The sequence below is a fragment of the Aminobacter sp. HY435 genome, from assembly GCF_027568395.1.
Lineage (GTDB): Bacteria > Pseudomonadota > Alphaproteobacteria > Rhizobiales > Rhizobiaceae > Aminobacter.
Window position 1 is genome coordinate 1 of record NZ_JANKZL010000009.1, and the last position, 13,570, is coordinate 13,570.

At 65.3% G+C, this 13,570-nt stretch carries 13 protein-coding genes; 9 read left to right on the forward strand and 4 right to left on the reverse strand.

Going from position 1 to position 13,570, the window contains the following annotated elements:
• Positions 1-128: 128 nt before the first annotated feature.
• Together PCJ21_RS14120 and PCJ21_RS14125 are read right to left on the reverse strand one after the other, a co-directional pair.
• Entirely contained in the window at positions 129-518 is a 390-nt protein-coding gene (locus PCJ21_RS14120) for a hypothetical protein (RefSeq protein ID WP_269932055.1), read from the reverse strand.
• 24 nt (positions 519-542) lie between these two features.
• Complete coding sequence (locus tag PCJ21_RS14125) at positions 543-713, reverse strand: hypothetical protein (RefSeq protein WP_269932056.1); 171 nt, start codon at positions 711-713, stop codon at positions 543-545.
• 213 nt (positions 714-926) lie between these two features.
• Between PCJ21_RS14125 and hisS the strand changes: the two genes are divergently transcribed.
• The 6 genes from hisS (at position 927) to PCJ21_RS14155 (ending at position 7,320) form a co-directional block, all read left to right on the forward strand.
• Entirely contained in the window at positions 927-2,444 is a 1,518-nt protein-coding gene (hisS, locus tag PCJ21_RS14130) for a histidine--tRNA ligase (RefSeq protein WP_269932057.1), read from the forward strand.
• A 168-nt stretch (positions 2,445-2,612) separates the two neighbouring features.
• Positions 2,613-3,731 (forward strand): ATP phosphoribosyltransferase regulatory subunit, encoded by a 1,119-nt coding sequence (locus tag PCJ21_RS14135; RefSeq protein WP_269932058.1) that lies wholly within the window; start codon positions 2,613-2,615, stop codon positions 3,729-3,731.
• Positions 3,731-4,435 carry an ATP phosphoribosyltransferase gene (hisG, locus tag PCJ21_RS14140; RefSeq protein ID WP_269932059.1) on the forward strand — a complete coding sequence of 235 codons (705 nt, stop codon included), beginning with the start codon at positions 3,731-3,733 and terminating at the stop codon, positions 4,433-4,435. Before PCJ21_RS14135 ends, hisG begins: the two co-directional genes overlap by 1 nt.
• Positions 4,436-4,646: 211 nt before the next feature.
• A complete protein-coding gene (locus PCJ21_RS14145) occupies positions 4,647-5,933 on the forward strand; it encodes an RsmB/NOP family class I SAM-dependent RNA methyltransferase (protein WP_269932060.1) in 1,287 nt (428 codons plus the stop codon).
• Positions 5,934-6,219: 286 nt separating this feature from the next.
• A complete protein-coding gene (locus tag PCJ21_RS14150) occupies positions 6,220-6,678 on the forward strand; it encodes a PaaI family thioesterase (RefSeq protein WP_269932061.1) in 459 nt (152 codons plus the stop codon).
• Positions 6,679-6,684: 6 nt separating this feature from the next.
• Entirely contained in the window at positions 6,685-7,320 is a 636-nt protein-coding gene (locus tag PCJ21_RS14155) for a 5'-methylthioadenosine/S-adenosylhomocysteine nucleosidase (protein WP_269932062.1), read from the forward strand.
• On the opposite strand, the gene PCJ21_RS14160 is transcribed toward PCJ21_RS14155, so the two are convergent.
• On the reverse strand, positions 7,317-7,643 hold the full coding sequence (locus PCJ21_RS14160; RefSeq protein WP_269932063.1) for a hypothetical protein: 327 nt from the start codon (positions 7,641-7,643) through the stop codon (positions 7,317-7,319). The genes PCJ21_RS14155 and PCJ21_RS14160 overlap by 4 nt on opposite strands.
• A 60-nt stretch (positions 7,644-7,703) precedes the next feature.
• Between PCJ21_RS14160 and PCJ21_RS14165 the strand changes: the two genes are divergently transcribed.
• Both PCJ21_RS14165 and guaA read left to right on the forward strand, forming a co-directional pair.
• Complete coding sequence (locus PCJ21_RS14165) at positions 7,704-8,162, forward strand: MarR family winged helix-turn-helix transcriptional regulator (protein WP_269932064.1); 459 nt, start codon at positions 7,704-7,706, stop codon at positions 8,160-8,162.
• Positions 8,163-8,250: 88 nt separating this feature from the next.
• Positions 8,251-9,813: a glutamine-hydrolyzing GMP synthase gene (gene guaA / locus PCJ21_RS14170; RefSeq protein ID WP_269932065.1), complete on the forward strand. Its 1,563-nt coding sequence runs from the start codon at positions 8,251-8,253 to the stop codon at positions 9,811-9,813.
• A 72-nt stretch (positions 9,814-9,885) separates the two neighbouring features.
• On the opposite strand, the gene PCJ21_RS14175 is transcribed toward guaA, so the two are convergent.
• Positions 9,886-10,323: an Lrp/AsnC family transcriptional regulator gene (locus tag PCJ21_RS14175; RefSeq protein WP_269932066.1), complete on the reverse strand. Its 438-nt coding sequence runs from the start codon at positions 10,321-10,323 to the stop codon at positions 9,886-9,888.
• A gap of 128 nt (positions 10,324-10,451) precedes the next feature.
• Here PCJ21_RS14175 and PCJ21_RS14180 point away from each other — a divergent pair, with 128 nt between their 5' ends.
• Positions 10,452-13,505 (forward strand): aminotransferase class III-fold pyridoxal phosphate-dependent enzyme, encoded by a 3,054-nt coding sequence (locus PCJ21_RS14180; RefSeq protein ID WP_269932067.1) that lies wholly within the window; start codon positions 10,452-10,454, stop codon positions 13,503-13,505.
• Positions 13,506-13,570: the final 65 nt, after the last annotated feature.

Here is a 13,570-nt window from a genome sequence, read left to right on the forward strand (position 1 = left end):
TCTCGACGCAGCGGCGTGAGGCGGGCATTCTTGTGGATGTTCATTCGGACCCTCCGGAGAGTGCTGTAGCTTGGTAACTCCAGTCTCCTCGGTCCGGTCCGAATGGACAACCTCCTGAAAGCTCACATCTAGCGCTCATACCGACCCTTGTGCCCGCTGCCGCCGATGTCCCACACCAGGCTCCGGCCCGACACCGTCAGCACCAGTCCGCCGAAGCCGCGGTCGTCAGGCGTGTGCCTACGCGAGGCCGCACGCCGCCCGGCCGGGATCACCTCGACGGTCGAGCCGCGTTTGACCCAACAGCCTTTGCCGTACTGGTCGTTGGCGCCATAGGCGAGCATGAATTCGAAGCTGCCGTCGGGTCTGAGCAGGAGTTCGGAGCCGACCTCCATGACGCCGTTGAGATAGTAGTGGCCGGCGAGGCGCTTGTCGCCGGGTGAACAGGCGTTGGCGACGCCGCTCAGGCAGACAAGGATCGTCGCGCCAAGGGCCGCAAGCAGCAATCGTTTGGTTGGCATGGCAGTGCCTATCTGGCGGCGTTGTCAGACGCCGGCGTTGGCGAACATCAGTCCGGCGGCAATGACGCCGACGGCACCGAGGGCGGGATAAAGCACGAGCAGGACGGTCAGCAGCGTGTCGCGCAGGGGCAGGGCGTTGCGCCGCGCAGCGGCATCGTTCGTCTGGTGCGCTTCAGGTTCATCGACCGTGGTCATGGTGCCTTTTCCGAAGGGATCAGTTGGTCAGGCGCGGCTTTTCTGCCTGTCGCGTATCGGCACGATGCCGTGCAGACGGTACATTTGTTTCCGCAAACTGGCGCTGCCACTGATCCATGGGCGTCAAACGCTTGCCGCTCCACCCCATTTCGGTTACGACACGCCGCGCCGTGATCGCGGCCAAAACATCTGGAAAAAGTGCGGAATTCGACCATGGCCGACAAATCGGAAAAGATGAAAGCGCGACTGCCGCGCGGCTTCGTCGACCGCAGCGCGGACGACATCCGGATCGTCGAGAAGATGATGGCGAAGATCCGTGAGGTCTACGAACTCTACGGTTTCGAACCCGTCGACCAGCCACTGATCGAATACACCGACGCGCTGGGAAAATTCCTGCCCGACCAGGACCGTCCCAACGAGGGCGTCTTCTCCTTCCAGGATGACGACGAGCAGTGGCTGTCGCTGCGCTATGACCTGACCGCGCCGATGGCGCGCTTCGTTGCCGAAAACTACGAGAAGCTGCCCAAGCCCTACCGCAGCTACCGTTCCGGCTGGGTGTTCCGCAACGAGAAGCCTGGCCCCGGCCGCTTCCGACAGTTCATGCAGTTCGACGCCGACACAGTCGGCACGCCCGGTGTCGCGGCCGATGCCGAGATGACCATGATGATGGCCGACGTGATGGAAGCTCTCGGCATCAAGCGCGGCGACTATGTCATCCGCGTCAACAACCGCAAGGTGCTCGACGGCGTCCTCGAGGCCATCGGCCTCGGCGGCGACGAGAACGCCAATCGCCGGCTGATCGTGCTGCGCGCCATCGACAAGCTCGACAAGTTCGGTGTCGAGGGCGTCAGGCTGTTGCTCGGCAAGGGGCGCTGGGACGGTGGTGCGGAAGGCGAGGGCGACTTCACCAAGGGTGCGGGGCTCGACGCTGCGGCGATCGATACCGTAATTGCCTTCACCGAAGCTGGCGCAGCCGAGACGAGCAAGACGGCGGAAATCCTCAAGGCGATCGTCGCCGGCAATGTCAGGGGTAGCGAGGGTGTCGACGAACTGGCACAGATCGGCTCGCTGGTTGCCGCTGCCGGCTACGATGACGGCCGCGTCAAGATCGACCCATCGGTCGTGCGTGGTCTTGAATACTATACCGGCCCGGTCTTCGAAGCTGAGTTGTTGGCCGAGATCCCCAACGAGGACGGCCAGATCGTCCGCTTCGGCTCGGTCGGCGGCGGCGGCCGCTACGATGGCCTCGTCTCGCGCTTCCGCGGCGAGCCGGTGCCGGCGACCGGCTTCTCCATCGGCGTGTCGCGCTTGATGACGGCGCTCAAGAACCTCGGCAAGCTCGACACCTCCGATGTTGTCGCACCCGTCGTCGTGCTGGTCATGGACAAGGACACGGAAAGCCTCGGCCGCTACCAGAAGATGGTCGCCGAGCTGCGCGCGGCAAAAATCCGCGCCGAAATGTATCTCGGTGGCGCCGGCATGAAGGCGCAGATCAAATATGCCGACCGTCGCGGCTCCGGCGTCGTCATCATCCAGGGAGGCGATGAGCGCGCCCGTGGCGAAATCCAGATCAAGGACCTGATCGAGGGTGCGCGTTTGTCGGCCGAGATCACCGACAACGCCGAGTGGCGCGCCGCCCGTCCGGCACAGATCACGGTGCCTGAGGCCGATCTCGTCGCCGAGGTGAAGAAGGTCCTGGCCGCACAGGCGGAAGATCGCAGCCGTGGCTAGCCAATGCATGCAGCTGTTTGCGCTGCCCCTCATGCCCCTGCCGGGACCTTCTCCCCGTGGAACGGGAAGAAGGAGGATGGCCGCAACGCTGACGCCCTCCTCGCCCCGTTTGCGGGGAGAGGGTAAGGGTGAAGGGCAGCGCCTCGCTTGCGTGGAGGTGTGCAGGCAATGAATACGCGCTACCCCGCCATTGCGTCCGATATCCTGAAGCTGTTCGCCGCGCGCGGCGCCGATGCCGTCGACGTGCCGGTGCTGCAGCCGGCCGACCCGTTCCTCGACATGGCTGGCGAGGACTTGCGTCGCCGCATCTTCCTGACCGAGAGCGAGACCGGTGCTGCGCTGTGCCTGCGCCCGGAGTTCACCATTCCGGTCTGCCTCGACCACATCCACACGCAATCCGGCACACCGCGCCGCTATTCTTATCTCGGCGAGGTGTTTCGCCAGCGCCGCGAAGGCGGCAATGAATTCTTCCAGGCCGGCGTCGAGGATCTTGGCGATCCCGACATCGCGGCCGCCGATGCGCGCTCGGTTGCCGATGCGCATGCCTTGCTGTCGCTGTGCCTGCCGGGCCGCGACCTGGCGGTCACGCTCGGCGACCAGGCCATCTTCGAGGCGGTGCTCGCGGCGCTTGGCTTGCCGCGTGGCTGGCGCATGCGTCTTGCCCGCGCCTTCGGTTCGGCGGAACTGCTGGCTGCGGCCCTTGAAGACCTGGCTGCGCCGACGCGCAGTTCGGCCTTGGCCGAGCCCGTCGCCTCGCTTGTTGCCGATGGTGACGTCGAGGCGCTCTCAGCCCATATCGCCGCCGGCATGGAGCAGGCCGGGCTGTCGGCGTCCGCCGGGCGCACGCCCACCGGCATCGCGCGCCGGCTCATCGAAAAGGCCGAACTGCGCAGCGTTCGCCTGTCCAGCGATGCCTTCGAGGCGCTGGAGCGGTTTTTGGCTATCCACGTGCCGCTCGATCAAGCGCCTGAGGCGCTCAGGGATTTCGCTGCGGGAGCGGGGCTTTCGCTTGGCGCCGCGCTCGACAATTTTGCCGCCCGCGCTACAGCCATAGCCGGCCATGGCCTGGCCGTCGGCACGGTGCGCTACGATGCCGCCTTCGGTCGTCCGCTCGACTATTACACCGGGCTGGTCTTCGAGATTTCCGGACCTGACGGCGAGCGCCCCTTGGCCGGTGGCGGTCGTTACGACCGGCTGCTAACCCTGCTCGGCGCCGGCAAGCCGATTCCCGGGGTGGGCTTTTCCGTCTGGCTCGACCGTATCGAAGCCCTGAGGGAGGCGCGCTGATGACCATCTCGATCGCGCTCCCGTCGAAGGGCCGCTTGAAGGAGCAGGCGCTTGAGGTGCTGGCCAAGGCCGGCTTCACCGTCAACCTGCCCGAGGACGAGCGCCGCTACCGCGCCACAATCGAGGGGCGGCCGGATATCGAGATCGCCTTCCTTTCGGCTTCCGAAATCTCCGGCGAGATCGGCCAGGGCAATGTCGATCTGGGCATCACCGGCGAAGACCTGGTCCGCGAAAACCTTGCCGACTGGGAGAGCAAGGCCGAGATCGTCGCGCGCCTGGGCTTCGGCTATGCCGATGTCGTCGTCGCAGTTCCCGAAATCTGGCTCGACGTCGACACCATGGCCGACCTCGACGACGTCGCCGCCGATTTCCGCCAACGCCACGGCCGTCGCCTGCGCATCGCCACCAAATACTGGCGGCTGACGCAGCAGTTCTTCTCCCAGATGCACGGCATCCAGGTCTACCGCATCGTCGAGAGCCTGGGCGCCACAGAAGGCGCGCCGGCGGCAGGTTCGGCCGACGTCATCGTCGACATCACCTCGACCGGTTCGACGCTGCGCGCCAACCACCTGAAAATCCTGTCCGATGGTGTGATCCTGCGCTCGCAGGCTTGCCTTGTTCAGTCACGCAAGACCCGCACGCCAGCTGACGAAGCGGTGCTTGCGCAGTTCAACACCGCAATAGCGGCGGCCGTCGCCGGATAGGCTTGTAGTTGGCGTTGCCAACGCGGTCGCGTCGTTGCTTGGCAAGTCGGCTGGCCGCAGGACAGGCGTGGAACGATCCGCGCCTGTTTCGTCTTCCGGGGTGCTGTTGTCAGGGAAATATTTGCTGCGCTGTCGCCCGGCGGCGCTTGTGCATTCCGGTGCCGCTGTTTAGCTAGACCTGAAACGGGTCAACCGAAAACGGATCACCGATATGCGACTTGGCGGAAGACTGGCTGCGGCCATTGAAGTTCTCGACGATATGGAGCGCCGTCACCGGCCTGCTGCCGATGCGCTCAAGGACTGGGGATTGTCCCATCGTTTTGCCGGCGCTGGCGACCGCGCCGCGATCGGCAACATCGTCTACGACGCGCTGCGCCGCAAGCGCTCCGCCGGGTGGTTGCTCGGCAGTGAAAATTCCCGCGCGCTGGGCTTCGGCGCACTTCTTCTCGAATGGAACCAGTCGGCCGCGGCACTCAATCAGAGCCTCGACGGCGACAAGTTCGCGCCGGAGCCGCTCAGCGAAGCCGAATTGAAGGCAATCGCCGAGCGCAGCCTTGCCGAGGCGCCCGATGTCATCCGCGCCGACAGCCCCGACTGGTGCGCACCCCTGTTGCAGCGTGCTTTTGGTGCAGACTGGGTGGACGAGGGCGCTGCCCTGGCCGCCCGTCCTCCGCTCGACATCAGGGTCAATACGCTGAAAGCCGACCGCATTCGCGTCATTGCCGAGCTCGAAGGCACCCAGGCCACTGCCACCGCGCTTGCGCCGCATGGCGTGCGCATTCCGCCCATCGACGGCAGCGGCCGTCACCCCAATGTCCAGGCCGAACCGGCCTTCCAGAAGGGCTGGTTCGAAATCCAGGACGAAGGCTCGCAGCTTGCGGCCGAACTCTCCGGCGCTCTGCCCGGAATGCAGGTTCTGGACTATTGCGCAGGCGCCGGCGGCAAGACCCTGGCGCTGTCGGCGGCAATGGAAAACCGCGGCCAGATTTTCGCCCACGATTCGGAAAAATCGCGCCTCGCGCCGATGTTCGATCGCCTGCGCCGTTCCGACAACCGCAATGTGCAGGTCGTCGCCAAGCCCGCGGAACTGGCCGGCCTGACAGGCGGCATGGACCTTGTGCTGATTGACGCGCCTTGCACCGGCAGCGGCACCTGGCGGCGCAGGCCGGACGCCAAATGGCGTCTGACCGAGCGCCAGCTCGACGTGCGCAAGGCCGAGCAGTCGGCGATCCTCGATGCCGCCAAAGCCTACGTCAAGCCGGGCGGGCTGATGGTCTACATCACCTGTTCGGTCTTCGAGGAGGAAAACGCCGATCAGGTCGCGGCCTTCCTCGGTCGCGACAAATCGTTCTCGGCGCTCGACCATCAGGCGCTTTGGACAAGCCGTTTCCCTGGCAAGGAGGATGCCGTTCGCCACAGCCGCCAGGGACTGTCGCTCACCCCCGCGAGAAGCGGCACTGACGGCTTCTATTTCGCTGCGATGCGCCGCGCCGGCTGACAGCAAGATATTCGGTCCGCTTGCCCAGGGATGAAGCGGACATGCAACCAGTCGTCACCAGTGCCGTTTCGGTTCGGGTTGGAAGATCCTCGCCTTCATCGCCGCCGCCCGACCGATGGACCGGGTCGCTGCCTGGCTGTTGCGCCCTATGCCGCCTTGGTCGGCTTCGCCACCTTGCTCAATTTTTCGACCCGGTGGCTCAATTGAAGGCGTGCTGCATCGCACCATTTTTGGTTGCCTGCGTTTGCCGGCTTTGTCATAAGCAGGCTGCATCAGGACATTGGAAATGGCCGCGAAGATTGTACCTGCCCCGGATTTCGAAGAGCGTGTAAGGTCTTCCTTCGCGCGCCAAAGCGTCATGCGCACCATTGGAGCCGAATTGACGTTCGTCGCCCCCGGCACGGTCGAGATCGAGATGCCTTATTCGGAAGCGCTGACCCAGCAACACGGGTTCCTCCACGCCGGCGTTATTTCGACCGCGCTCGATTCCGCTTGCGGCTATGCGGCCTATTCCCTGATGCCGGAAAACTCCGGTGTCCTGTCGATCGAGTTCAAGGTCAACCTGCTGGCCCCGGGCAGGGGCGAGCGCTTCGTCTTCCGCGGCTCGGTCACGAAACCCGGCCGGACCATCGTCGTGGCCGATGGCCAGGCCTATGCCTTTGCCGCCGATGGCGAGGCCAAGCTGATCGCGACCATGACCGGCACCATGATGGTGGTGGTCGGGCGCGAAGGCATCGAGGGCTGACGCGCGATGGTCGCGATCACGCAGATCCATGGCCGCAACGTCTTGTTTGTCATGGCGGCGGACGCTGAGTATGGCCCGCATCTGCAAAAGCTTTTCGTGCCGCTGATGACCGGGATAGGGCCTGTCGAGTCCGGCGTGGTGGTGGGCGCAGAGCTTGCCCGCTGTGCCGTTGCCAACGCTCTGCCCGACCTCTTGGTCTGCCTCGGCTCCGCCGGAAGTCGCCGCCTGGAGCAGACGGAAGTCTATCAGGCGGTGTCGGTGTGTTTCCGCGACATGGACGCTTCGGCGCTCGGCTTCGAGAAGGGCAGGACGCCGTTCCTCGATCTTCCTGCCACGCTGCCACTGCCGCTGCGCATTCCCGGCGTTCCGGAGGCGCGCCTGTCGACGGGCAGCACCATCATATCTGGCAAGGCCTATGACGCCATTCCCGAAGACATGGTCGACATGGAAACCTTCGCCGTGCTGCGCGCCTGCCAGATGTTCGGCGTGCCGCTGATCGGCCTGCGCGGCATATCGGACGGTGCTTCCGACATCAGCCATGTCGATGACTGGACTGAATACCTGCACGTCGTCGACGAAAAGCTGGCCCACGCCGTGCAGCTTCTGGCGCAGGCGATCGGCAACGGCGCAATCCGGCTCTAGGCGGCCGCCCGCGGCAGGCTCTTGGCGTTGCCGAACAAAACCCCGAGCAGCCTCACCCTGACGTCGCGGTCGAGGTTGACATAGGTTATCGCTCCGGCCTGGTGGTCGAGAGTCCAGCGTCCAACGGAGCCGTTGTCCCAGTCGACGCTGTAGCCGCCGTCGACGAGTTTCCAGGCGCCTTTGCGTACTTCGCCGTCTTCGAGCAGCATGTGGGCGGCATCGCCGGTTTCGAAATAGACGTAGGCCTCCTTGCCGTTGCGGTCGAGCACGTGGGTGGTGCCGGGAATAAGCACCGACAAAACAGACTGGTCGAGACTTGCCATCTTCAGTTCCTTTCGCAAACCTTGTAGTCAAGAAGCTTGACGTTATATCCGGGAATGAAGATGGTCAAGAGACTTGACGAAAATGCAGGGGCAGCGCTTCCGGACCACGTCGGCTGGCGGCTGTGGCAGGCGAGCCGCGCCTGGCAGGCGGAATTTGCCGAGGCGATGCGAAGGGCTGGGCATGTCTGGTTCAGCGAAAGCCGCGCCGGGCTGCTGGGCCATATTCCCCGGCGAGGCCTGCGCCAGGGAGCGTTGATCGACCGCGCGGGCATTTCCAAACAGGCGGTGCAACAGCTGCTCGATGGGCTCGAAGCCGAAGGCGTTATCGAGCGGGCAGCCGATCCGGATGACAAGCGCGGCAAGCTGGTGCGCTACACAGAGCGCGGGCTGGCAGCCCTGGGCGATGCCGACCGGATCAAGCTCGACATCGAGCGCGGCTACCGTGAACGTTTGGGCGAGGCGGGTTTCGACGCCTTGATGACGGCGCTTCGCCTGCTGGCAGCTGCGCCAAGGGATTAGGCGCATGCCTGCGGCTTTGCGTCTGCCGAGGGCCAGCCATGCAATCCAGCCCATTGCACAGAACTGATTCTTTCTTTAAACGCCCGCCATGAAGAACTCCGAGCACCCCGAAACCGTCCTCATCATCGACTTCGGCAGCCAGGTGACGCAGCTTATCGCGCGTCGCGTTCGCGAAGCCGGGGTCTATTCCGAAATCGTTCCTTTCCAGTCGGCCGACGAAGCCTTCAAGCGGATCAGCCCCAAGGCGGTGATCCTCTCGGGCAGCCCGCACTCGACTGTCGACATTGGCAGCCCGCGCGCTCCGGAGGCCATTTTCGCGGCCGGCATCCCGGTGCTCGGCATCTGCTACGGCGAGCAGACCATGTGTGCCCAGCTTGGCGGCAAGGTCGAGGCCGGCCATCACCGCGAGTTCGGCCGCGCCTATCTCGATATCCAGGACGACAGCCCGCTGTTCGAGGGCGTCTGGGCCAAGGGCACCCGCCATCAGGTGTGGATGAGCCATGGCGACCGCGTCACCGAAATCCCTGCCGGCTTCCGCGTCATCGGCACCTCCACCGGCGCGCCGTTCGCGGCCATCGCCGACGAGAGCCGCAATTTCTACGCTGTGCAGTTCCACCCCGAGGTGGTTCACACGCCCGATGGCGCCAAGCTCCTGCGCAATTTCGTCCACAAGATCGCCGGCATCGAGAGCGACTGGACCATGCGCGCCTATCGCGAGCATGCCGTCGAGGCGATCCGCAAGCAGGTCGGCGACAAGAAGGTCATCTGCGCGCTTTCGGGCGGCGTCGACTCTTCGGTCGCAGCGCTTCTGATCCACGAAGCCGTCGGCGACCAGCTGACCTGCATCCTCGTCGACCACGGACTGATGCGCAAGAACGAGGCGGCCGACGTGGTCGCCATGTTCCGCGAGCACTACAACCTGCCGCTGATCCTCGTCGACGCCTCCGACCGCTTCATCTCGGCGCTCGAAGGCGAGTCCGACCCGGAGAAGAAGCGCAAGACCATCGGCCGGCTGTTCATCGAGGTGTTCGAGGAAGAGGCCAAGAAGCTCGGCGGCGCAGACTTCCTCGCCCAGGGCACGCTCTATCCCGACGTCATCGAAAGCGTCTCCTTCACTGGGGGGCCCTCGGTCACCATCAAGTCGCACCACAATGTCGGCGGTCTTCCCGACCGCATGAACATGAAGCTGGTCGAGCCGCTGCGCGAATTGTTCAAGGACGAGGTCCGCGTGCTCGGCAAGGAACTGGGCCTGCCCGACAGCTTCATCGGCCGCCATCCGTTCCCCGGACCCGGCCTCGCCATCCGCTGCCCGGGCGGCATCACCCGTGAGAAGCTCGAGATCCTGCGCGAGGCCGATGCGATCTACCTCGACGAGATCCGCAAGGCAGGCCTCTACGACGCCATCTGGCAGGCTTTCGCCGTGCTTCTGCCGGTCCAGACCGTCGGCGTCATGGGCGACGGCCGCACCTACGAATTCGTCTGCGCCCTGCGTGCGGTGACCTCGGTCGACGGCATGACCGCCGACTTCTACCACTACGACATGAACTTCCTCGGCCAGGCCGCCACCCGCATCATTAACGAGGTGCGCGGCATCAACCGTGTCGTCTATGACGTCACCTCGAAGCCGCCTGGCACCATCGAGTGGGAATGATCTGACAAAGGCCCCCGGTGAACCCCGGGGGTCTTTTTTTTGGGAGGCGTCGCCGGGCCAGCCTGACAGCGCCTAGCCGGTCCGTTCGATGTCGTGACGCAAGACGATCAGCGTCGTCAGGTCCTCGACGCTCGGGTGGCTGGCGATCAGGTCGCGAAGCGTGTTCAGCCTGTCTATCGATGGCACTTCGATCTCGACGACGAGGTCGAGCTGGCCGCTGACCGATGACACCCGCCGGATCTCGGCATGGCGCGCCAGCTGGTCGAGCACGCCGATCGATGGCGTGCGGGTCAGCGTCACCATCAGGAAGGCTGAAACCAGCCCCTTGTCCATCTGGCCGATATCGGCGCGATAGCCGCGGATGACGCCGCTCTTTTCCAGCATCGCGACGCGCTCGGTGGTCGCGCTTCGCGATAGTCCGATGCGCGCCGCCAGCGTCTTCATCGGGATGCGTGCCTCCTTCGACAGGATGCCGAGAATGTCCCTGTCCTTGGCGTCGAGTTCCTTCATTGTCCGCTTCCGTCGCCCGCCGTGAATGTGCCGGTCAATGCACGCGAAGTGCCGGTGTAACCGTCACATTGCCGGATGCCCGATTTTTGCGCCCGTGCCAAGCTTCGGCATCAGAAAATGGAATGGCGATGACCGACGTAACCCACCCCGCGCCGCAGTTTTCCCGTGAAGAGGCGGCAGCTCTCGCCGCCAGCCATTTCGGGGTTGGCGGCATAGCAAGCCCGCTCGACAGCGAGCGCGACCAGAATTTCAAGCTGATGTCGGCCGACGGTGACTGGATTTTCAAGATCGTCAACGCCTCCGAACCGCGTCCCGAAAGCGAATTCCAGGCGGCGCTGCTCGATCATCTCGCCCGCGCTGGCGCCGGTGTCGCGGTCCCCGGCCTGAGAAAGACGCCCCGAGGCGCGGTGCTCGCCCATGCGCCGTCGGCGGATGGCGGTGAGCATGCGCTGCGGCTCGTCTCCTGGCTGCCCGGCCTGCCGCTGGCCGAGGTTGCCCGCACGCCTCAGGTGTTCGCCGGCCTCGGTGCAGCGCTCGGCCGGCTCGACCGCGCCCTCCAGGGCTTCATCCATCCCGGCGCGCTCAGGAGCTTCGACTGGGACATCCGCCAGGCCGGCGCCGCCCGCAGCCGCCTTGGCCATGTCACGGACGATGCCGACCGCGCCCTGCTCGGGCGCTTCCTCGACCGGTTTGACGCGGAGGTGGCGCCGAAGCTTCCGTCGCTGCGCGCCCAGGTCATCCACAACGACGCCAACGACTGGAACGTGCTGGTCGACGACAACGACCACGACCGCATCGCCGGCATCATCGATTTCGGCGATGCTCTCTACTCGCCCCTCATTGCCGAGGTGGCCGTCGCCTGCGCCTATTCGATCCTCGATGTCGAGGATCCCATCGGTGCTGCCGCGACGCTCGCCGCCGGCTTTCACGCCGAATATCGGCTGCGCGAGGAAGAGGTCGACCTGCTGTTCGACCTCATTGTCGCGCGGCTGGTCATCTCGGTTTCGCTGTCGGCGGTGCGCAAGGCACAGCTCGGCGACAATCCGTATCTCGCCATCTCCGAAGCGCCGGCCTGGCGATTGCTCCGCCGCCTTGACGCCATGAACCGGCGTTTCGCCACCGCGATCCTGCGTCATGCCTGCGGCTTCGACGCAGCGCCCGGCGCCAAGGCCGTCACGACCTGGATCGAGGCCAACAGGAAGAGTTTCGCGCCGGTCCTCGACCGCCATCCGGCGACGCTTGCCAAGGCGGTGGTGCCGTATGGCGATCCGGCCCATCCGATGACCGTCACCTCGGCGGGCCAAAGGCCCGAAGAGGCTACGGCCTGGTGGGATGCATTTTGCGCCGAACAGGGCATCGCGCTGGGCATCGGCCCATGGGGCGAGAAGCGCACCATCTACACGTCCGACATCTTCTGGTCGCGCTTCGTCGAAGGCGCGCGCCGCATCCACCATCTCGGCCTAGACCTGTTCATGCCGGCGGGCACACGTGTCTACACCCCGCTCGCCGCAACGGTCAAAAGCGTCGAGATCGAGGAGGATCCGCTTGGCTACGGCTGCCTGGTGGCCCTCGAACACGCACCGGAGGGCTGTCCGCCTTTCGTTACGCTGTGGGGCCACATGGCGCATGAGGCCATGGCGCGCCTCAAGCCCGGCCAGCGGCTTGCCGCCGGCGCGCTTGTCGGCGAGATGGGTGGGCCTGCCGAGAACGGTGGCTGGGCGCCGCACTTGCATTTTCAGATCTCGACCGATCCCGATCTCGCCGCACGCGACATCCTCGGCGTCGGCGAGGTGCAGTACCTGCCGGTCTGGGCCGAGCTGTTCCCCGATGCCGCAACCCTTGCCGGCATTCCGCCCGAGACCTTCCATCAATCCGGCCGCACCCGTCCCGAGATCGTGGCCGCGCGCAAAACTTCGCTGCTGCCCAACCTGTCGATCTCCTACGCGCAGCCGATCAAGTTCGTGCGCGGCGAAGGCGCCTGGCTGATCGATGATCGCGGCCGCACCTATCTCGACTGCTTCAACAATGTCTGCCACCTGGGCCACGCCCATCCCGATGTCGTCGAGGCGATCGCCACCCAGGCGGCCAAGCTCAACACCAACACGCGCTACCTGCACGACGCCATCGTCACCTATGCCGAGCGGCTGACCGCGACCCTGCCCGAGGGGCTGTCGGTCGCCTCCTTCGCCTGCTCCGGCAGCGAGGCCAATTCGCTTGCGCTACGGATGTCGCGCACTGTGACCGGCAGCAATGACGCGCTGGTGCTCGACTGGGCCTATCACGGCACCACCCAGGAGCTGATCGATCTCAGCCCCTACAAATACAAGCGCAAGGGTGGCAAGGGCCGGCCGGCGCATGTCTTCGAGGCAACGATCCCCGACAGCTACCGCGCGCCCGCTGACTGGCCCGTGGAGGAACATGCCCGGCGTTTTGCTGAAAGTATCGCCGAGCAGATCGAGGCGATGCGCAAGCAAGGCCGCGCGCCGGCCTTCTTCATCGCCGAGTCCATCCCCAGCGTTGCCGGCCAGGTTTTTCTCCCGGATGGCTATCTGAAGCAAGTCTACGCCATGGTCCGCGCCGCCGGCGGATTCTGCATCGCCGACGAGGTGCAGGTCGGCTTCGGCCGCGTCGGCAGCCACTGGTGGGCTTTCGAGGCGCAAGGCGTGGTCCCTGATATCGTCACCATGGGCAAGCCCATCGGCAACGGCCACCCGATGTCGGCACTGGTCACCACGCGCGAGATCGCCGACCGCTTCAACAACGGCATGGAGTATTTCAACACCTTCGGCGGCAACCCGGTGTCGTGCGCGGCGGGCCTCGCCGTGCTCGATGTCATCGAGCGCGACCGCCTGCGGGATAACGCGACCGATGTCGGCGCCTATCTCGTTTCGCGCTTCAGGCACATGCAGAAGCGCTACGAGGTCATCGGCGACGTCAGGGGCATGGGCCTGTTCCTCGGCATCGAGCTGGTTGCCGACCGCAGGACGAAGGAGCCGGCCACTGCATTTGCCCGCAAGGTCAATGACGGCGCGCGTGCGCGCGGCGTGCTCATCGGCACCGAGGGTCCACACGACAATGTGCTCAAGATGCGCCCGCCGATGATCTTCACTCGGCGCGACGCTGACCATCTGGTCGGCGTGCTTGAGGAGACCTTCGCCGCTGTGGAGGCCGGCGGCGAATAAACAGTAGCCGCGCGGCGGCATTCGACAGCCAGACATTGAGCGACTTCCGGCGCGCTGCGCCGGCG